This is a genomic window from Maribacter sp. 6B07, assembly GCF_002700155.1.
In the GTDB taxonomy this organism is placed as follows: Bacteria; Bacteroidota; Bacteroidia; order Flavobacteriales; family Flavobacteriaceae; genus Maribacter; species Maribacter dokdonensis.
The window spans coordinates 1,699,466-1,718,307 of record NZ_PDUT01000001.1; the positions used below are offsets into that span (position 1 = coordinate 1,699,466).

Genomic DNA, 18,842 nt, shown 5'->3' on the forward strand with positions numbered 1-18,842 from the left:
TAAATTTAGAGTTATAATCAATACTTTTTATCATGATGAATATTCTTGTTCCTATAGGGACCTCAACAAATGCGAACGAAACTTTACAATATGCCGTTAATTTTGCAGAAGACTTTGGTGCGGATATTTATGTAATGGAAGTTTTCAACGTCAGTGGAAAAACGGGAACCCTTACGAACGTTACCCAAAAAGTTACTGAGAATTCTAAAGAACGATTAAAGGAGGTTATAGCTACGGTAGATACCAAAGATGTATCTATCAAAATTGCAAGTTTTAATGGCGAGCTTAAAGATGGGTTAAGGGAAATTGATAAGGGTATAGGTATTGATCTTATCATTTTAGCACCTAGAAGTAATGATATACAAGAAGAATATTACCTGGGGCATACCTCTGGGGCCATTATCAAAAGAACCAATATACCTACACTGATCGTCCCTAAAGGAACTGCCTATAAATCATTTGAGAATATATTGGTAGCCTTTAAATCAGGTATTTTAAAAAGAAAGAGAATACTTGATCCGTTAATTGAAATAAAGAACAAACATAATGCAAAAGTGAATCTTTTAATGGTGAAAACGCCTGGGTATTCAGATGATGATTTAAAGATCAATACGGCGTTAATGGACATTAGTTCACAATTAACCTTTACGGATAACCCAACCACATATCATGGGGTTTTGGAACATTTTCAGGCAAAACACCCCGATTTATTATGTGTTTTTAGAAGAAAAAGAGGTTTTTTTAAGAAATTATGGGAAAAAAGTACCATTTCAAAATCAGAGTTCTTTGCCCCTGTACCCGTGTTGGTGCTCAGTGTAAAGAAAGATTAAATTGTACTTTGATACGTTGTTAAAATGTATTTCCTTTGATCCTCTTGAAAATTGGGGTTTTCACCATGTGAATATCAAGCAATTTTAAGCAATCAATATTGAAGGGGGATTAGCTCAGTTGGCTAGAGCGCTTGCCTGGCAGGCAAGAGGTCACCGGTTCGAATCCGGTATTCTCCACAACTTTAAAGCCTTCACGAAAGTGAGGGCTTTTTTTCTGGTTTTGAGTAAATAGTGTAATCAAAGGAATAGCGTCCCGAGAGCTTTCGGGAAGGTCACCGGTTCCGGTCCGGTATTCTCCACGATAAAGCTTCCATTTTGGAAGCCTTTGTTTATTTAATTATTTTTAAATATGAACTTCACAACTTATATCATTTATAGCAAGACTTTAAATCGTTATTATGTGGGGAGTACAGAGAATATTGATACAAGGTTATTACGCCATAATAATGGCAACGGAAGTACTTATACCAAAAAAGCAAATGATTGGGTATTGAAATGGCAGCGTGATTTTAAAACTCGATTAGAAACAGTCTCGTTTGAGCTTCTAATTAAAAGGAAGAAAAGTAGAAAGTATATTGAGTATTTAATCTCAACAGGAATACAAGAATAGAGCGTCCCGAAAGCCTTCGGGAAGGTCACCGGTTCGAATCCGGTATTCTCCACTTAAAGCTTCCATATTGGAAGCTTTTTTGTTTTATTTTTTTCTTATAATAATAAACTGTGCTGTAATTCCCTTTTTAAAATTTAAATATGTAGTATCAGGAACGTTGAGTTTTAAACTATCCAGAACAACAGGGTTTATTCCTCCGGCATTACCCAAACTTTCATTACCAAAAATACCATTATAATCATATAATTCTCCTGAACATTCAACATAATCCGTTGCCATATTTGGTCTGTAGGGCTTAAAGGTGTATGATTCATTAATTGTATGTGTTTTATTGTTTTGTACATCAACAAAATTATCGGTGTCCACGCTCCAAGTTTTACCATCATCTATGCCGTTCTCATTAATGTCAAGGCGTTCCCCTCCAACCCACATTTTCACCCTTAGTTTACCATTTACCTCTGTATCGGTAAATTGTGTACCCGTAATGTTAACAATGGTTGCTAGATATTCTGGATAGGCAACATCACAATTTCGTGATTGATATTCCGTTGCAAGAACTACATTTGCTGCAGGAAAACCTTCTTTTACATAACTTAATTTATAGGATAAAGGGGAACCGGGAGATTCTTCTGGTGAATAGTTGCCGCCAGCTGCAATATAATCATAAATTTTTTCAAGATTTCCGCCAATAGTTTGGGCCGCACTAGCACCATTGCCTCCAATTATCAATGCCTTAATGTTAGACTCTTCAAGAACATTCTTTGAATCAACATCAAGGTTAAAATCTCCTCCTTTTTCACCCGCTTCTATTGCCGCATTAAAGGCTGTTTCTACTTCCGTTATACTATAATCAGACTCCACGGTATACAATACCATACGACCGTATGTAACAGCTGAAACATAGACAGGACTTGTGGATCCCAAACTTTCAATACTAGGAAGATCAGTAAAAAGATCGCTTGGAACTTGACCTGGGGAGTCCAAATCAATAGTAAAATATTTTTGAATAAATTTTAGCACGTACTTTTTCTTAACCGTTGTGGTATTGAAATCAAAACTACCCGAAATGTCTTTGGTTTTATCGCGATAATTTGCTCCAAGGGCTATAGATAATTGCTGTTCAGAATAGACTTGAGACTTATCAAATTCTAACTGTGCAGGAGTAGCACCTTTAACTTCAAGGTTGAGCAATTCATTAACACCAGCTCTAACCTCACTCAGCAAATTTGGGTTATTAACAGTTACACTAGTCTTTCCTTTGACATTGTTTAGCGAAATTGACATGGTAATTGGCGCACGATCCTTGTTGATCCTCGCATATTCCCCAGTAGGTATGGTTTCCCCTTTTAACATAGATCCTGGATATATGACATCGGTAGTTGGATCCAACGTGAACAATTCACTAAAACCGGGTGCTCCCTTGAATGTTTGGGTAAAGCATTCAAATTCCGTTGTTCCCTCACGTTCGGGATTGGTCGAGGCGGTCTCAACGATACTCGACTCCTCAGGTTGGTTGAAACCACTTAGATTGGCCACTGCAGAATTAAAGTCATCGGCATCATTATTGGAAAACTGTGGTGAGCTTGGGTCATCAGGAAGTACTTCATCTTTATTACATCCTACAAAGGTCAATAATATTGTACTTAACAATAGTACGCTTATGGTTTTAAAATTTAAATGATTTGTTTTCATAACTTCTTGTTTTTCAGGATTCAACATTCCAAACTTAGAGTAGAAATGATCCCATCCCTAATTTTGTCCATGGACAAAGTATGGACAAGCAACTTGGATTTCGATGAACTACACCATGGACAGCATAAAAAACCTAAAATCATAAAAAATTCAAAAACCCTTTATATTCAACGGTTTACATATTTTATTTATAGCTATGATCTCCAAGAAAGTATAACCTTTTTATGGACAAAGGATTTTTCTAGCAAAGATGCACATGTTTTATGAAGAGAATTATGATTTATCTTAGTGAAAACCAAACCATTGTAATTATGAAAATGAAAATCATTTTTTTAATAATTCTTGCAACGCCAATTTCAATTCTAGCCCAACTCCAAGGTCAAGAGAGAATAGACAGTCTTAGTCAGGTTTATGAAAAGGAATTGGGGCACAAAGAAAAAGTTGCAACACTTAAAGAATTATTTAATATGCAATTATACAATAATCAGTCAGTCGCAAAAAAAAATGCTCATATGATTTTGGAGCTGTCAAACAATACAGGTTATTCAAAGGGAATTGCCATTGGAAACTATTGCATGGGCAACTATTTTTATATGACCAATGTCAATGATTCAGCTCGAATCTATTATAGAAAAGCCATAGATTTCGCTGAAAAACTAACAGATAAATTACTTCTGACCAATTCCCTTTCCAACCTAGCACAAATTGAGGATGCCATAGGTAATTATGATTATTCCATAAAGCTTAAGGATTCAGTTTCAAATATGTACTTACAAAGCAAGAGTTATCTACAGTATGGTATATCCATAGGGGATATAGCAAATACCTATATAAATAAAGGGGATTACGAAAAAGCAATAATAGGTACGATTAAGGCATTAAAGGTTCTGGATACAATCGATAGAGAACCTTTCCGAAAAGCGGACCTATATCGACAATTAGGAAAGGTTAATTATTATCAAGGAAATTACACCAAGTCTATCGAAAACTTTAATCTGGCCTTAGGGGTGTATGAGGATACTGCCGACAATCTCTATAAAGCTTATACAATGGTGGATATTGGCAATTCTTATGTAGAAATGGAAGAACATGAAAAAGCTCTAGAATATTATCAACGAAGTAAAGCGATTAGCGAGAAATTTGGGTTTGATGATAATACTGCCAATGCCCTTGCCAATATAGGTATGGTCCTTGCAAAACAAGGTAACTATGATTTGGCAATTAAAAATTTACTGAAGTGTGTCGAAATGAATAAAACCAGCAACTCATACTTCAACATTATCAGTGCAATGGGGGAAATAGGGAATGCATATGCGATGAAAGGTGATTTTAATAAATCTATTACCTACTTGAACCGAACAATACACCTTGCTGATTCGATTAGATCCATGGATCAGTTAAAGATGGCTTTACGATATCGCTCAAAAGCTTACGAAATAGGAGGGTTATTTAAAGAAGCGCTGGATGATCAGAGGCAATTTCAAATACTTAGTGACAGCCTTTTCACCTCGGAAAAGTCGAAACAAATTGAGCGGCTTCAAATATCCTACGAGACAGAAAAAAAAGAAGCAGAAATTGCCCTGCAAGAAGAAGAAATAAACACACTGAACGAAAAAGCCAAAGTGGATAAATTGACCAAAGGCCTTTATGCCGGTGGAGCCATATCTGGACTGGCTCTATCAGGATTACTTTTCTTTGGGTTTCGGCAACGCATGAAGAAGAATAAGGCCGAAAGGGAAAAACAAGAGGAAATTTATAAGAAGGAAATTGAGTATAAGCAAAAAGAACTCACGAGCCAGACCTTGCATCTAGTTCAAAAGAACACGTTTATTCAAGAGCTAAAAGAGAATTTGGAGAATATAAAAAATTCGCCAGATAAATTTAAAACAGAATTTAGGCGTATTGTCATGCTATTAAAGAAAGAGAATGCTTCTGACAAAGATTGGGAGGTATTCAAAACTTATTTTTCTGAAGTTCATAACGACTTTGACCAGAAACTAAAGACTTTATCTTCTGACGTTTCAGAAAAAGAAATTCGATTAGCAGCTTTTCTCAGAATGAACCTGACCACAAAAGAAATTGCAGCCACCTTGAACGTACTACCAGATAGTATTTTAAAATCTAAATACCGCCTAAAAAAGAAACTTGGGCTAGATAAAGAAACCGATCTAAACCAATTTTTGAATTCACTTTGATTATTTACAAACGCTTACTAATACACATTAAAGTATCATCAATATTAACTGGTGGGGTTGAAATTTTGTACAAAATAATACCTGATGTAGGTGCTTTGTACTCTTTAAATTTTTCGCCAAATTCATTTGTGGTGTAGCCTACGATGTCACCTTCTTTAACCATATCTCCCGCTTTCAGATCACTGTAAAAAAGTCCAGTTTCGGTAGCGCTTAAATAGGTTTGATTGTTGAGTTGCACAAGATTGGCACTTGGCTCGGAACCGTTATCGTACATGTTCAAATGGTCAAGCATATTATAGATTCCATTTTTTATGAAACGTACGGCATCTTTCTGAACATTGCCCAATTTGCCACTTTCAAAGCTCAATGCTATTTTGCCATCTTGTGAGGCTTGCTTAAAAACATATTTTGCAGGTTCATTGTCCTTTAATGTGAATGGATATGAAACTATATACTCGAACCCGCTGATCTCTGTAAGTTCCCTTGCCTTTTTAGTTTGTTCCGGATAATTGGGGTTGTCGTAGAAAAGTGCAAACGGAATCAAATCTTCATTGACACCGCCGCCATGTATATCTATAAAAACATCACTTGCGGGTATAATGTCCGTTGTTATAAAATCAGCTATTTTTTGCGTAACGCTACCGGTAGATTTTCCAGGAAACGTACCGTTTAAATTCACTTGATCATGCGGATTTACTATAGACGTTCTCGAGAAAAAAGAGCTGGTATTGGCAATGGGTATAATAATTAAAGTACCGTTCAATTTGTCAACATCAACTTCTCTCAAGAGCTCTTGTACGCCAACAATGGGTGGATATTCAAACCCATGAACGCCGGCAACAATGGTAAAAACCGGTCCTTCATTTTTTCCCTTTAGTATAGATATGGGCAAGAAGGTTTTGTTGTTTCTAGCGTCTTGAAATGCTATGCGTATGTTTTCCTTTAATGGTCTATTAGCGTTGGAGAATACATCTTTAAAAGTGTTTTGGGCTATTGCTGAGCACAGGGAAAAAGACAAGAAAAGGGTAAAGAATAGCTTTTGCATAAAACGTTTATTTTTTATGTGATGCGTTTGGCTAGACCAAAGTATTAAAAAGACATTATTTAATTACCTATTCAACGTTATTTCTCTTTCTAAAATAAGGTCATGTTGATACCAAATGTTAAATTTGTTATGTTAATTTAGAATAATTAAAAATAATTTGCTCTTGTCTAGGTGATGATTTAGATTTGCCGTCTATTTAAAATAAATCTAAATAAAATATAATGAAAAGAGTTATTCTGGCGGTAGGTTTTATCGGTCTAATAGTATTAGGTTGTTCATCAGATGATGATTCAACAACAGATGTTGTGGTAGACGATGCTATTGAGGCATCATCTGTAATAGAAAACTACGCAGATTTGGTATTGGCCAATTATCAAGCAGCTTTGGTAGATGCAGAAGCTATGAACGTAGCTATACAAACTTTTGTGGCAACACCAACAGAAGAAAATTTTGAGGCAGCCAAAGAAGCATGGTTAACTTCAAGGGAAAGCTATGGACCTTCAGAGGCGTTTAGATTTGCAAACGGACCTATAGATACGGGTGATACCGAAGAAATTGAAGGGTATTTAAACTCTTGGCCTTTAGACGAGGCATATATCGATTATGTTGAAGGAGATGTTGATGCCGGTATTATAAACAACCTTGCAGATTTTCCAACATTGACAAAAGAGATTTTAACTGGTGAAAATGGTAATGGTGGCGAAGAAAACGTTGCTATTGGTTACCATGCCATTGAATTTTTACTTTGGGGTCAAGATTTAACGGCACCTTCTGAGAATTTGGCAGGTCAAAGAGCATATACAGACTTTGTAGATGGTGGTACGGCTGCCAACCAAGATCGTAGAAGAGAATATTTAGCCATCGTTGCAGATTTGTTGACGGATCACTTGCAGATCATAATTGATGAGTGGAGCGGTGACTACAGATCAACCTTTTTGGCTTTGGACGAAGATGAAGCATTGGATAACATCATCAGTAGTATTGCTGAGCTTTCTAGAAGTGAATTGGCTATTGAGCGTATGGCAGTGGCCCTACAGAACCAAGATCAAGAAGATGAGCACTCATGTTTTAGTGATAACACCCATAGGGACATTAGATTGAATTTGGCAGGTATTGTAAACGTATACACTGGAGCTTACGGTAGTGTAGATGGTAACTCTTTACAAGATTTGATCGAAGAGGCCGATGCGGATCTTGCAACTGAACTAGATGCTTTATTGGCAACCGCGGTTACCGATGTTGATGCAACATTGGATCCATTTGATTTGGCGATCGTTGATGGTGAGTCTAGTGTAGAAGGTGCAAAGGTACAAACAGCGGTACAGGCGTTGGTTGCTTTTGGTGACAAGCTTTTAGAAGCTAAAGTTGCTTTGGGTATCAACTAAAAGAAGTCTATAGAGTTGTTATTTAAAGGATTGTGTTTTGCAATCCTATATAGGTGAATGGTAAATTAAAACTGGATTTTTTAAATCCAGTTTTGTCGTTATATAAAATGAACAGAATTTCAATAGCGTTTTTATGCTTACTGGGTGTAGTGGTAAGCTCATGTAGTACAGATGAGGTAATGATTCCTTTAATGGCAGAGGAAGGTGAAGAACTTTCGGGAGGTACCACCTCATCAAGTAATTTTTCTGCAGAAGCCTTTGGTTTTGCTTCCCCGGATCTAACATTTGATGAACGTGTAACTTTTGGGGTGGGCAATTCACTCTTTAACCAAAGTTGGGTAACTGCACCGGCATCTACCACTGCAAGAGATGGTCTAGGTCCTTTCTTTAATGCAAGAAATTGCTCTGGTTGCCATTTTAAGGATGGTAGGGGCAGACCGCCAGCGTATGACGGGGAGTTTTCTAGCGGACTTTTACTTCGTTTGGGTATTTTGCAAACCAATGAAAATGGAGAAAATATAGGTGATCCCATTTACGGTACACAATTTCAAGACAATTCTATTTTAAGCGTAGATAAAGAAGGTACTATTATTGTCACCTATACACCATTGATCGAAACGTATGCTGATGGTACAGAAGTAGCTTTACAGATGCCGGAATATTCGTTTGCCGGTCTAAGCTATGGGGGTTTAAGTGCAGCAACGAGGATATCGCCAAGAGTGGCCAATCAAATGATCGGTTTGGGGCTTTTAGATGCTATACCGGAAGCAACTTTATTGAGCTATGCCGATCCTAATGATGCCGATGGTGATGGTATTTCGGGCAAGATCAATAGGGTCTACGATATTGAAACGGGTACCCGTGTCGTAGGTCGTTTTGGTTGGAAAGCCAATCAACCCAATATAAAACAACAGGTAGCCGCTGCATTTTCTGGCGACTTGGGTATAACGTCATCTCTTTTTCCTAATGAAAACTGTCCGGATCCTATAGATTGTGATGATTACCCCAACGGCGGAACACCCGAAATTCCCGATGATAACTTAGAAAATGTCACTTTTTATGCCGCATCTTTATCCGTACCGGAAAGAAGAGATGTAGATGATCAAAATGTGTTAGAGGGTAAAGAGCTGTTCGTAAGTATAGACTGTGCCAAATGCCACATTCCAAAGTTGGAGACAGGAGCTTATGAAATAGATGCCTTGGCCAACCAGACCATTCGCCCTTATACAGATATGTTGTTGCATGATATGGGAGATGGGCTAGCGGACGGACTGCCAGATTTTGAGGCCAACGGAAATGAATGGAGAACACCGCCATTATGGGGCATAGGATTAATAGAAACAGTAAACGGCCATACCAATCTATTACATGATGGTAGGGCAAGAAATATAGAAGAAGCCATTTTGTGGCACGGAGGTGAGGCTTTGGCTTCAAAAGAAAAATTCAAGGAACTTTCAGCAGAAGAGAGAGATAAAATTATTCAGTTTTTGAATACACTTTAAGATTATGAAAAAGAAAATTTTAGGCATGGCGGTGATTTTGTTCGCATTTTCATGTGGTAATGACGATAGCGTAACCAATGAAGAACCTACGTTACTGACCGTTGAAGAAGGTCGTAGCCAACAGATCACGGCATTATATGACTATCAGATCAAAGTAAACCAGGCAGCACATGTGGCCGTTTTAAATAACTTGGTAACCCAAAGTTTAGCTTTTGAGGCTAATGCTACGGAAAGCGAGCTGGTTGCTTTGCAAGAGGCGTGGAAAACGGCATTTTTAAACTGGAAAAGCAATGAAGTATTTAATTTAGGCGCTATACAGAGCTCGTTTATACATACCAGAATTAATCAATGGCCTACAAATTTTGAGGCTTTGGAGGAGAATATTGCAGGTGAAGAAACATTGAATAGTGCCTTTGTCTCTAGCGTAGGCGCAAATACAAAGGGCTATAGCGCCATTGAGTATTTGTTGTTTCATGATACCAATGCAAATATACTTACCGAGTTGACCACAGCTGAACATGCTGAAAGACGTATGCAGTACCTGTTGGCATTGATAGAGAATTTAGCGGAACAAGCCGTTTTTTTACAAACCTTTTGGGAAGGGGTGGAGCCTAGTTTTAAAAGCAACTTAGAGACTGGTGTCAATGGTAGTCAAAACCAAGTGGTCAATGCAATAATAGCTTCTTTAGAAGGTATGAAAGGCACCAAGATAGAAGAAGCATTAAATGCGGAATCAGATGCTGTAACCTATTTTGAAGCGTATAGGAGTAGAACTAGTAAAGAAGCCTTGATCGTAAACCTAAATACATTGTATAATAGCTATTTGGGCGAGTATGAAGGTGAATCTGGTTTTGGGTTAGACGATTATTTGATAGAGGTTTTGGACAGGCCTGAAATTGATACGGCATTGCAAGATGCATTCGTGGTAGCTATGAACGATTTGGAGGCTATGGATGGCGCTATTGAAGATATTTTGGTGTCCGATGTTACCGCGCTTGAAACCCTTAGAACAGACCTGCAAACCATTATTGGCCTGCTTAAAACAGATTTTTCCAGTGCGGCCAGTATTGTAGTAACGTTTAATGATACGGACGGAGATTAAAAAGCATCCGTAAAGAAGATAAAACTCCATACATAGTCAAGTAGAGCTATTATAATTGAGGTTAAAAGCAAGGTATTATCACTAAGTGCTTTTAACCTCGTTTATTTTCAGTACCTCGTACTTTGCAATGGGTATTAAAACGTCAAATTTTTATGCGGAACTCCCTATGCTGTAAATAATTGAGACATCTGCCCGTTAAGGTAGGAAACTACTCAAAACATATTGATATTCAGAAAATTATAATGAAATAGGATAATTTTATATGTGAACGGACACATAAATTAATCCTAATATCCCGAAATTGCCCATGGTCCTAGCACCATAAAATTCCATAAAATATAGGGTATGAAAAAGATAGATTTTAGTGATTTAAAAGTGATATACATTAACTGTACGCTAAAGAAATCGCTACAGGAAAGTCATACTCAAAAGTTGATGGAAGTTTCAAAAGTGATCATGACCAAAGAGCAGGTTAAAATAGATGAGGTTCGTTTTATAGACCATCAGATTGCAAGTGGTGTGTACCCCGATATGACAGAACATGGTTGGGATGTTGATGAATGGCCAGAAATAGCCGAGCGTATTTTAGATGCCGATATCACAATTATTGGTACCCCAATTTGGCTGGGCGAAAAATCATCCGAAGCCCAAAAGCTCATTGAACGTTTGTATGCCATGAGTGGTGAGACCAACGAAAAGGGTCAGTATATATTATATGGTAAAGTAGGCGGCTGCATTATAACCGGAAATGAAGATGGTATTAAACATTGCGCCATGGGTATTTTATATTCCATGCAACATGTGGGCTACTCTATACCGCCGCAAGCAGATAGTGGATGGATCGGTAAAGTAGGACCCGGACCAAGCTATGGCGATACCAAATGGAAAGGCGAAGACCTTAAAGAACCTGTAGGTTTTGATAGCGATTTCACCAACAGAAATACCACCTTTATGACCTATAATCTGTTACATTTAGCCAGAATGATGAAAGACAATAACGGCTACCCCAATTACGGAAATTCTCGAACCGAATGGGACAATGGCAAACGTTGGGAATTTGAAAACCCAGAATATAGATAAGGCTTTAGTTTACAGGAATAAGTTTGTAGTATCAAGTATCAAGTACGAAGTACTTAGATATTACTTTTAAAAATAATTTACTTAATACTTAATACTTAATACTTAATACTTAATACTTAATACTTAATACTTTGTACTCAGTACTTAATACTATTTTTTCTCCTAACTCCTAACTCCTAACTCCTAACTCCTAACTCCTAACTATTTTATACCCCGTACCTCTCTTTTACAGTACTTTTAAACATAGATGAAAGAAAAATACTACCTTGCTGCTTACTGTTTACTTTGTAATCAATAGCTTAAACATAACGTTTGGCTCAGTTTTTTTTAAAAATTTTTATGAAAGCAAAATTTTTCGTGTATTTACTTTTTAGTCTTGTTGTTTTAAACTCATGCTCAAATGAAGAAGACAATGTTTTTATAAATGAAGGATATTGGAGTGGTCAATATACAAGTAATGTAGATAGTGGTAATTGGTCAATAAGAATTGACATGAATAAAACTGTTATTGGAACGTTTACTCCTATTCAGTCATCATATTCCTACCAAATTATAGGAACTATAACCGAAAATGGAGTTTTAAATGCAGATATAAAAACTACAGAAATCGTTGGAGAGTTTAGTGGAACTTTTATAGACGATATTGCTTCTGGACTTTGGACAATAAATGGTGATGACGATAGCGGAAGTTGGACTGGAGTAAAATTGTAAAAAAAAGTTCAGCAGACGATTTTAAAACGGATTTGGAGGATAGACCGAAGACCGCATTTTATGGTTACCGAATAATTCAGAATGTAGTTTTGAATAGCCTTTACGTATGCATTGTACTTAATACTTTGTACTCATTACTTAATACCATTTTTTCTCCTAACTCCTAACTCCTAACTCCTAACTCCTAACTCCTAACTATTTTGTACCTCGAACTTCTCTTTTACGGTAACCCGTAATGCTACATTGAAGAAAAATACTACCTTTCTAGTCGGTTCTAAAACATTACTTCCCCCTGCTGTTTTGGAGTGTTACTATATATAATAATATTTAGGTGTAAAGTATCTTGTTGCTTTATACTATTGTTGGGCATAATTTTTAAAGAAAATGAAAGACTACAACATATATGAGGATTTCGGCAATGAAAATGAGGATGATTTACTTCAAAAAATCAACTCTTTTGATGAAGCCGTTATTTGGGGAACAGATTGGACAACTGAAACCATTACGAATCAACTCTTAAGAAAGAATATTGACCTATTTCCTAAGTTTCAAAGAAGAGACGCATGGTCGAGAACTGCTAAAAGTAAATTCATTGAATCTTTAATTTTAGGTTTACCTATTCCACAAATAATTTTGGCAGAGAAAAAAGATGAAAAGGGAAAATATATCGTGATTGATGGTAAACAAAGACTTTTAACTATACGACAATTTTTTGCTCAAGATGAAAATGATGAATTCAAACAATTCAAGCTTTCAGGTCTTGAAGTATTACCCTCTCTAAATAAAAAATCATTCAACGACATTCAACAAAATCCAGAGTTTAATCAAGTTTTGAATTCATTATATAATCAAACTATTAGAACAACAGTAATTAAAAATTGGCCTAATGAAGAATTTCTGTTTACTGTTTTTTTAAGGCTAAATACGGGTAGTATAAAGTTAAGTCCCCAAGAATTAAGGCAAGCATTACACCCAGGTCCATTTATTGATTATGCAGACAGTTTCTCCATAGAAAGTGAAGCCATTAAGGAAATGTTGAACCTCCGTCAACCGGATTATCGAATGAGAGATGTAGAAATGGTAATTCGATATTTCACCTACAAATTATTTATTGAACAATATGACGGGAACTTAAAAAGAGCCTTTGATAATACAGTAAAAGTGTTAAATGAAAACTGGGATTTAGAAGAAAATCGAATACTACGAGAATCTCAAAATCTTGAAAAAGCAATTTCATTTACCAATCAGACTTTTGGTTCAAGAGAAGCTTTTAGCAAATGGAGTGACGGTAGATTTCAAGGGAATTTCAACAGGGCTATTTTCGATATTATGGTTTACTATTTTAGTATACCGAATATCCTAAACAAGCTTCAGGACAAAAAAGAGCAAATTGTTGAGGCATTTAAATCAAAGTGTGAAAACGACCCAGATTTCATAAGTTCATTTGAACATACAACTAAAAGCATCCCGAATACTGGTAAAAGGTATACTACATGGGGTGAAGAATTGGCAAACATTTTAAACGAAAAAATTCAAATCCCTCAGATTGTAGAAAATAGATTAGTCTTAAAAAACTCACAGAATGGTTAAATCAAGAAGACTTAGACAATTGGAGTCTCGCCTTAAATTTCTTGAGGAAAACATATTGCCAGCAGAGAAAGTTAATGGGAACTATACCAAAAAGGAACAAGATTTAATAAGGAGCTATGTGCTTCTATCTCATGCCGAAATTGAGGCTTATTTGGAAGATAAATCTAAAGAGCGAATAAATAAAGCACTTACCGATTGGAATACTAATCGTAAAAGAAGTAACTGCTTAAAAAGTGTTTTGGCTTTTACCGGTAATGAAATTGATTTTAATTCGGACCAACATGCTATAAATATGCAACACCGTGTTAATCGGACGGTTGCACATTATATGAGTTCAGTTGTCGATAGAAATCATGGAGTTAAGGAAAAAAATATTACTGATCTTCTCCTTCCGCTAGGTATTGAATACTCAGAGCTTGACCAAGCTTGGCTCGGAATCATGGAGTCATTTGGGGCGACTCGTGGTAATATTGCTCACAATACTACCCAAGTACAAAATCAAATTGACAGAAACACAGAAAAGTCTCGGATAAAATCTCAAATTCTTCCTGAGCTTGCTAGGATTGATGGATTAATTAGAAAACTAAAATAAACTATGCCCAACAATGGCTAAAAAATCATAGCTGCCCTGCGGGACAACAACGCTTTTTATCTGGAACGTTGAGCACAATTAGAAAAAATACTAAATGAAGACACCAATTGTTGGAAAAGACCAAATAGCTGACACATATTATCCAATGATAGCTGGATTAGATGAAGAACAAGCTTTTCAGGACTACAACGATAAAGTCTTGGAGACTAACAACATCTTTATCTCGACATTAGCTATGGACTTTTCTTCAGGTACTTCTTCAAAACGAAAAAAAGAAATTGATGAAGAATGGAAAGAAAAACTCCCCAATTTAGGTCATATTAAAAGACTTGATCTTCGGCACAGGGTTGACCAAGACTACTTTGACATCATATGCAAAATGAAAAACTTAGAAGTTCTAAATATTTGGGCTTCTACTATTACAGATATCAGCTCAATTAGTAAGCTAACAAAACTAAAAGCTTTGTATCTGAGTAATTTTTCTCGACTAGAAGATATTGCTCCTTTAATGGGGTTAAAATCTCTGGAAAGTCTTTCAATTCTTGCGTCTTTTAAGGTCGCTAATTATGAACTAATTGGACAAATAAAATCGTTAAAGTCGTTAGAACTTGGAGGAGACACTTTCGCACCGAAAAATTTAATTTTAAGTAGTCTGGAACCTTTTACAGCATTAAATGAACTAATTGAACTTGACATGTCCTGTGCATCAATAAGAGACAAAGACTACAGACCAATTTTAGAACTTAAAAAACTAAAAAGACTTGATGCACATTGGAGAATGAAGAATCTAGAAAGAGAGTTTCTGCAAAATGAACATCCATCATTACAATCAGGATTCTTTGTTGCTTATGATTTTGGTAAAAATGAGTTTAAAGATGGAGTTGAGTGGTGGATAGAGAAATAAAAACTGTGCTCAACACGGTATATAGCAAATAGGGCTCTTGGTGGTTTACAAAAGTTCAGTGCTATTTACAAACACCGCCAAATCGTTGATTTGGCTTATAAGAATGAATAATTTAAAAACAAAATACAACGCTTTGGCTCAGTGTAAAACAGAAAGGTTATCGTCTACTGTCCTTATTGTTAAATACTAACCTTTATAATAAAAACATTCATTGAGAAAAATAATAGTAGCATATTTAGCTAAGCTTTTTGAGTATAATAAGAAAAGCGCCCAATATATGGAGGATCTTAAAACTAATCCACATTTTAGGACTAGGGAAGAAATAGAGAGAGAAGGTCCAAAATCTAATAGGGTGGTCATTCCTGAATTGAAAACAGGAGATGAGCTATATAAATTAGAGGGTATTTAATATTCTTCACTATCCCACTATCCCACCAAAAAGTACACAACATTCGAAAATGTGTGTAAGTCCTAACGGCATCTTCGCATATACCTTTGTCCTATTCTTTTAGACATTTAAAAAATAGGCGATATGAGTACAACACAATTTGGTAAAAAAGGGTGGACCCCAGATAGAATCAAAAGCCTTAAAGGCAAAACATTCATAATTACCGGTACAACCAGTGGTACTGGTTTTGAGGCGGCAAGAATACTATTGAAAAAAGGAGCTAAGGTGGTCATGCTAAACCGTAACCCCAAAAAGGTTGCCGATACGTTGTCAACCTTAAAACAGGAACTTGGCAATGCCATACCGGTAAGCAATATAGAAATGGACTTGGCATCATTGGCATCGGTTAGGAAAGCTGCAGATGAAATTCTGAAAACCGTACCACAAATAGATGCCCTAATGTGCAATGCCGCCATTGCCCAAGTACCCAAACAAACATTTACGGAAGATGGTTTTGAAAGTCAGTTAGGGGTAAACCATTACGGTAATTTCTTATTGCAGGCTTTGCTGTACCCACGTATAGAAGAATCAAAAGGGCGTATAGTGACCGTGGGCAGTATGGGCTACAATTTGGGCATAAAGACCATACAGTTCAATGATATGAACTGGGACAAGAACTACAGCCCAAACGGCGTGTACAGTCAAAGTAAATTGGCGCAGATCATGACCGTTTATGAATTGCAAGATAGACTAAAGGAGGCGGGCAAAACAGGTGTGAAGTCATACGCATGCCACCCGGGTGCCTCTTCAACATCATTGATCAAGACCAGCGGTAGCTTGTTGACAAGATTTATTTGGCAGATCATGAAATTAACGCCCATGGTACAATCTGCAGAGAAAGGGGCATACCCAGAATTAATGTGTGCCACCGAGCCAGATTTGGACCAATCAGGTTTTTACGGCCCAACAGGTAAAAATTATTGGACAGGACCCGTTGGTGAGTGCAAGCTTGAGCCACATGCCAAGGACAAACCCGTCATGGAAAAACTGTGGGAAGTTTCAGAAGAAGCCGTTGGTTATGAATGGGAGGTGTAGTAGTTAACTAATAATGAAATAGGAATAAAATGAAGAGGATAAAAACCATTGGTATCGTAGTAATGCTATTAGCATCACTACACGTTTTTTCACAAGAAAGAAATTGGAAGACCGAAACGGCAAAAGACGGTAAAACGGTAGTGAAATATGAATTGGTCAAGGAAGACGAAGGAACGCATTTTTATTACGTTGCCCAGACCACTGCCAACATAAGTTTAGAAGCGCTAGATGCCTATTTTTCAAATACGGCCAACCATAAAAATTTCTTGGAGAGAACCCCGGTAACCCAAGAGATAGAAGAAGTGTCGGAAAATGCATGGTTGGCCTACTATTATTTTGATGCTCCATGGCCCATGGCAGATAGTGATATTGTGATAAAAATCAATAGGACAAAGCAAGAGGATAAACTTGTTTTTACGGCCATAGCTGCTGCAAATGATTACAAGAAAGATGATGTAAAAAGAATGACGGACTATAAAGTTGTTTATGAATTTGAAAAGGTAGACAATACAAGCACTAAAATCACCTATAATGCAGATTATGTTCCGGTGGGTTCGGTTCCTAATTTCTTGGCAAAAACATGGTTTCCAGAAGGTCCGGCAAAAATTGTAAATAATTTAGGGTCTAGGAAATAGACAAAAACAATAGATTAAATTTTAATTTAGTAGAATAGAGCAATTAAATCATAGAGACATGGATATATTAAAAGCGGCAACAGATTGGGCAAAGGCAGAACTATTTTCAACTCCGTTCTTCATGCTGTTTGGTCTGGCTTTTTTAGTGGCAAGCTTGGGGTTTTGGCAATTGGGTAAAACAGATATCGCCAGAGCGTATATAATTCCTACATTGGTAGCGGGCAGTTTACTTTTAATCATTGGTGTTGGGTTGTTTTTTACCAATAAATCAAGAATTCCCCAATTTGAAAAAGCCTACCAAACAGATGCACCGGCGTTTGTAGCATCAGAATTGGAACGTGCCGAAGCTACCTTAAAAGAATATGATACTATTGTCTTTAAGGCGATACCCATCATAATCATAGCTTGTGCCATAGTACTGTTGTTTGTAAGCACACCGGTTTGGAGAGCAAGTATGATTACCACCATAGCCATGTTGACGGTTATTTTATTGGTAGATGGTACCGCCCATGCAAGAATAGATGGGTATAATAAACAATTACAATTGGCAGCTAAAGAAATGAACAAGTAGTATGCAGCATTTTAAAACATTATCGTCCTATATAGCGTATTTGGAACTACCTGGTCCGGAACACCCCATGTTGAGTGTATTTTCGGCATCGGGAGATGGTTTTTTACCTTGCCCCAAAGAAAGTTCGCCACCCATTACCAATGATTGTTATACCATTAGTTTTAAGAAGTTTGTACAGGGCGATCTAAACTATGGCCGTACAAAATACGATTTCAATAACGGAGCGCTATTTTTTATTTCGCCAAGGCAAGTATTGCAATGGAACGAGGCAGCGGTATTTGAACAAAAAGGGTTTTCGATCAGCTTTCACGAGGACTTTTTAAAAGGGACAGAGTTGGCGCATCAGATCAAAAAATATGGTTTCTTTTCGTACTCGGTCAATGAGGCATTGCACCTTTCACCAAAAGAAGAAAAGCAGATAGAATCCATTGTCGAGAATATTGAAATTGAATATCAAAACAATCAAGACGAGTTCAGTAAGGACATTATTATATCTCAATTGAGTACCCTGCTGAAATACGCCAATCGATTTTATGAGCGTCAATTTTTAAACAGAAAAGAACTTTCTACAAGTTTGTTAGAACAGTTTAATACGCAGTTGTTGGAGTACGTAGAATCTGGTCAGCTACAGGAAAGTGGTATACCTAGCATAGAACAGATTGCCGATAAAATGGCAATTTCGCAACGTTATCTAAGCGACACCTTAAAAAAGGAGACCGGTAAGACCACCACGGAACATTTGCAGTTGTTGTTAATAGATGAAGCAAAGAATATGTTGTTGCATCCCAGTAAAAGTATTGCTGAGGTAGCGTATGAGTTGGGTTTTGAATATCCGCATTATTTCTCAAGGTTGTTCAAAAAGAAAGAAGGTATTAGCCCAACGGCTTATCGTGAAAAGTTTAGTGTGAATTAGAT

General features: G+C 36.8%; 18 protein-coding genes and 1 tRNA gene. 17 read left to right on the forward strand and 2 right to left on the reverse strand.

Features of this window, described 5'->3' with window-relative positions:
* Nucleotides 1–32 precede the first annotated feature (32 nt).
* The 3 genes from CSC80_RS07125 (at nt 33) to CSC80_RS07135 (ending at nt 1,440) form a co-directional block, all read left to right on the forward strand.
* The gene (locus tag CSC80_RS07125) at nt 33–830 is read left to right on the forward strand and encodes a universal stress protein (RefSeq protein WP_058104703.1); all 798 of its coding nucleotides are present in this window, start codon (nt 33–35) and stop codon (nt 828–830) included.
* A gap of 103 nt (nt 831–933) precedes the next feature.
* Nucleotides 934–1,007, forward strand: a tRNA-Ala gene (locus CSC80_RS07130).
* A 172-nt stretch (nt 1,008–1,179) separates the two neighbouring features.
* Entirely contained in the window at nt 1,180–1,440 is a 261-nt protein-coding gene (locus CSC80_RS07135) for a GIY-YIG nuclease family protein (protein ID WP_099190714.1), read from the forward strand.
* 84 nt (nt 1,441–1,524) lie between these two features.
* On the opposite strand, the gene CSC80_RS07140 is transcribed toward CSC80_RS07135, so the two are convergent.
* Nucleotides 1,525–3,132, reverse strand: a complete 1,608-nt coding sequence (locus tag CSC80_RS07140; protein ID WP_180268585.1) for a thiol-activated cytolysin family protein — start codon at nt 3,130–3,132, stop codon at nt 1,525–1,527.
* 311 nt (nt 3,133–3,443) lie between these two features.
* Between CSC80_RS07140 and CSC80_RS07150 the strand changes: the two genes are divergently transcribed.
* Nucleotides 3,444–5,327 carry a tetratricopeptide repeat protein gene (locus CSC80_RS07150; RefSeq protein WP_180268586.1) on the forward strand — a complete coding sequence of 628 codons (1,884 nt, stop codon included), beginning with the start codon at nt 3,444–3,446 and terminating at the stop codon, nt 5,325–5,327.
* A 4-nt stretch (nt 5,328–5,331) separates the two neighbouring features.
* Here CSC80_RS07150 and CSC80_RS07155 read toward each other — a convergent pair whose 3' ends face one another.
* Complete coding sequence (locus CSC80_RS07155; protein ID WP_099190720.1) at nt 5,332–6,372, reverse strand: succinylglutamate desuccinylase/aspartoacylase family protein; 1,041 nt, start codon at nt 6,370–6,372, stop codon at nt 5,332–5,334.
* Between the two features lie 221 nt (nt 6,373–6,593).
* Between CSC80_RS07155 and CSC80_RS07160 the strand changes: the two genes are divergently transcribed.
* The 13 genes from CSC80_RS07160 to CSC80_RS07220 all read left to right on the forward strand — a co-directional run bounded on the left by CSC80_RS07160 (nt 6,594) and on the right by CSC80_RS07220 (nt 18,840).
* On the forward strand, nt 6,594–7,757 hold the full coding sequence (locus tag CSC80_RS07160) for an imelysin family protein (RefSeq protein ID WP_099190722.1): 1,164 nt from the start codon (nt 6,594–6,596) through the stop codon (nt 7,755–7,757).
* A gap of 107 nt (nt 7,758–7,864) precedes the next feature.
* The gene (locus CSC80_RS07165) at nt 7,865–9,259 is read left to right on the forward strand and encodes a di-heme oxidoredictase family protein (protein ID WP_099191456.1); all 1,395 of its coding nucleotides are present in this window, start codon (nt 7,865–7,867) and stop codon (nt 9,257–9,259) included.
* A 4-nt stretch (nt 9,260–9,263) separates the two neighbouring features.
* Nucleotides 9,264–10,361, forward strand: a complete 1,098-nt coding sequence (locus CSC80_RS07170; protein ID WP_099190724.1) for an imelysin family protein — start codon at nt 9,264–9,266, stop codon at nt 10,359–10,361.
* A 345-nt stretch (nt 10,362–10,706) separates the two neighbouring features.
* On the forward strand, nt 10,707–11,441 hold the full coding sequence (locus CSC80_RS07175) for an NAD(P)H-dependent oxidoreductase (RefSeq protein WP_099190726.1): 735 nt from the start codon (nt 10,707–10,709) through the stop codon (nt 11,439–11,441).
* Between the two features lie 339 nt (nt 11,442–11,780).
* Nucleotides 11,781–12,152, forward strand: coding sequence for a hypothetical protein (locus CSC80_RS07180; RefSeq protein WP_099190728.1), 372 nt, complete (start codon nt 11,781–11,783; stop codon nt 12,150–12,152).
* A 384-nt stretch (nt 12,153–12,536) separates the two neighbouring features.
* Nucleotides 12,537–13,742 (forward strand): DUF262 domain-containing protein, encoded by a 1,206-nt coding sequence (locus CSC80_RS07185; protein WP_099190730.1) that lies wholly within the window; start codon nt 12,537–12,539, stop codon nt 13,740–13,742.
* Nucleotides 13,735–14,334, forward strand: a complete 600-nt coding sequence (locus CSC80_RS07190; RefSeq protein ID WP_099190732.1) for a HEPN domain-containing protein — start codon at nt 13,735–13,737, stop codon at nt 14,332–14,334. The genes CSC80_RS07185 and CSC80_RS07190 overlap by 8 nt, the downstream gene beginning before the upstream one ends.
* A gap of 94 nt (nt 14,335–14,428) precedes the next feature.
* Nucleotides 14,429–15,238, forward strand: a complete 810-nt coding sequence (locus CSC80_RS07195; RefSeq protein ID WP_099190734.1) for a leucine-rich repeat domain-containing protein — start codon at nt 14,429–14,431, stop codon at nt 15,236–15,238.
* Between the two features lie 211 nt (nt 15,239–15,449).
* Complete coding sequence (locus tag CSC80_RS07200) at nt 15,450–15,647, forward strand: hypothetical protein (protein WP_099190736.1); 198 nt, start codon at nt 15,450–15,452, stop codon at nt 15,645–15,647.
* A gap of 123 nt (nt 15,648–15,770) precedes the next feature.
* Nucleotides 15,771–16,721, forward strand: a complete 951-nt coding sequence (locus CSC80_RS07205; RefSeq protein WP_099190738.1) for an SDR family oxidoreductase — start codon at nt 15,771–15,773, stop codon at nt 16,719–16,721.
* 29 nt (nt 16,722–16,750) lie between these two features.
* The gene (locus tag CSC80_RS07210; protein WP_099190740.1) at nt 16,751–17,356 is read left to right on the forward strand and encodes a hypothetical protein; all 606 of its coding nucleotides are present in this window, start codon (nt 16,751–16,753) and stop codon (nt 17,354–17,356) included.
* 58 nt (nt 17,357–17,414) lie between these two features.
* Nucleotides 17,415–17,927 carry a hypothetical protein gene (locus CSC80_RS07215; RefSeq protein WP_091608227.1) on the forward strand — a complete coding sequence of 171 codons (513 nt, stop codon included), beginning with the start codon at nt 17,415–17,417 and terminating at the stop codon, nt 17,925–17,927.
* Nucleotide 17,928: 1 nt separating this feature from the next.
* The gene (locus CSC80_RS07220) at nt 17,929–18,840 is read left to right on the forward strand and encodes a helix-turn-helix domain-containing protein (protein ID WP_099190742.1); all 912 of its coding nucleotides are present in this window, start codon (nt 17,929–17,931) and stop codon (nt 18,838–18,840) included.
* Nucleotides 18,841–18,842 lie beyond the last annotated feature (2 nt).

Excerpts from the sequence above, each read along its gene's own strand:
- CSC80_RS07125 (WP_058104703.1), top strand. The coding sequence starts at position 33 with ATGATGAATATTCTTGTTCCTATAGGGACCTCAACAAATGCGAACGAA.
- CSC80_RS07135 (WP_099190714.1), top strand. The coding sequence starts at position 1,180 with ATGAACTTCACAACTTATATCATTTATAGCAAGACTTTAAATCGTTAT.
- CSC80_RS07140 (WP_180268585.1), bottom strand. The coding sequence starts at position 3,132 with ATGAAAACAAATCATTTAAATTTTAAAACCATAAGCGTACTATTGTTA.
- CSC80_RS07150 (WP_180268586.1), top strand. The coding sequence starts at position 3,444 with ATGAAAATGAAAATCATTTTTTTAATAATTCTTGCAACGCCAATTTCA.
- CSC80_RS07155 (WP_099190720.1), bottom strand. The coding sequence starts at position 6,372 with ATGCAAAAGCTATTCTTTACCCTTTTCTTGTCTTTTTCCCTGTGCTCA.
- CSC80_RS07160 (WP_099190722.1), top strand. The coding sequence starts at position 6,594 with ATGAAAAGAGTTATTCTGGCGGTAGGTTTTATCGGTCTAATAGTATTA.
- CSC80_RS07165 (WP_099191456.1), top strand. The coding sequence starts at position 7,865 with ATGAACAGAATTTCAATAGCGTTTTTATGCTTACTGGGTGTAGTGGTA.
- CSC80_RS07170 (WP_099190724.1), top strand. The coding sequence starts at position 9,264 with ATGAAAAAGAAAATTTTAGGCATGGCGGTGATTTTGTTCGCATTTTCA.
- CSC80_RS07175 (WP_099190726.1), top strand. The coding sequence starts at position 10,707 with ATGAAAAAGATAGATTTTAGTGATTTAAAAGTGATATACATTAACTGT.
- CSC80_RS07180 (WP_099190728.1), top strand. The coding sequence starts at position 11,781 with ATGAAAGCAAAATTTTTCGTGTATTTACTTTTTAGTCTTGTTGTTTTA.
- CSC80_RS07185 (WP_099190730.1), top strand. The coding sequence starts at position 12,537 with ATGAAAGACTACAACATATATGAGGATTTCGGCAATGAAAATGAGGAT.
- CSC80_RS07190 (WP_099190732.1), top strand. The coding sequence starts at position 13,735 with ATGGTTAAATCAAGAAGACTTAGACAATTGGAGTCTCGCCTTAAATTT.
- CSC80_RS07195 (WP_099190734.1), top strand. The coding sequence starts at position 14,429 with ATGAAGACACCAATTGTTGGAAAAGACCAAATAGCTGACACATATTAT.
- CSC80_RS07205 (WP_099190738.1), top strand. The coding sequence starts at position 15,771 with ATGAGTACAACACAATTTGGTAAAAAAGGGTGGACCCCAGATAGAATC.
- CSC80_RS07210 (WP_099190740.1), top strand. The coding sequence starts at position 16,751 with ATGAAGAGGATAAAAACCATTGGTATCGTAGTAATGCTATTAGCATCA.
- CSC80_RS07215 (WP_091608227.1), top strand. The coding sequence starts at position 17,415 with ATGGATATATTAAAAGCGGCAACAGATTGGGCAAAGGCAGAACTATTT.
- CSC80_RS07220 (WP_099190742.1), top strand. The coding sequence starts at position 17,929 with ATGCAGCATTTTAAAACATTATCGTCCTATATAGCGTATTTGGAACTA.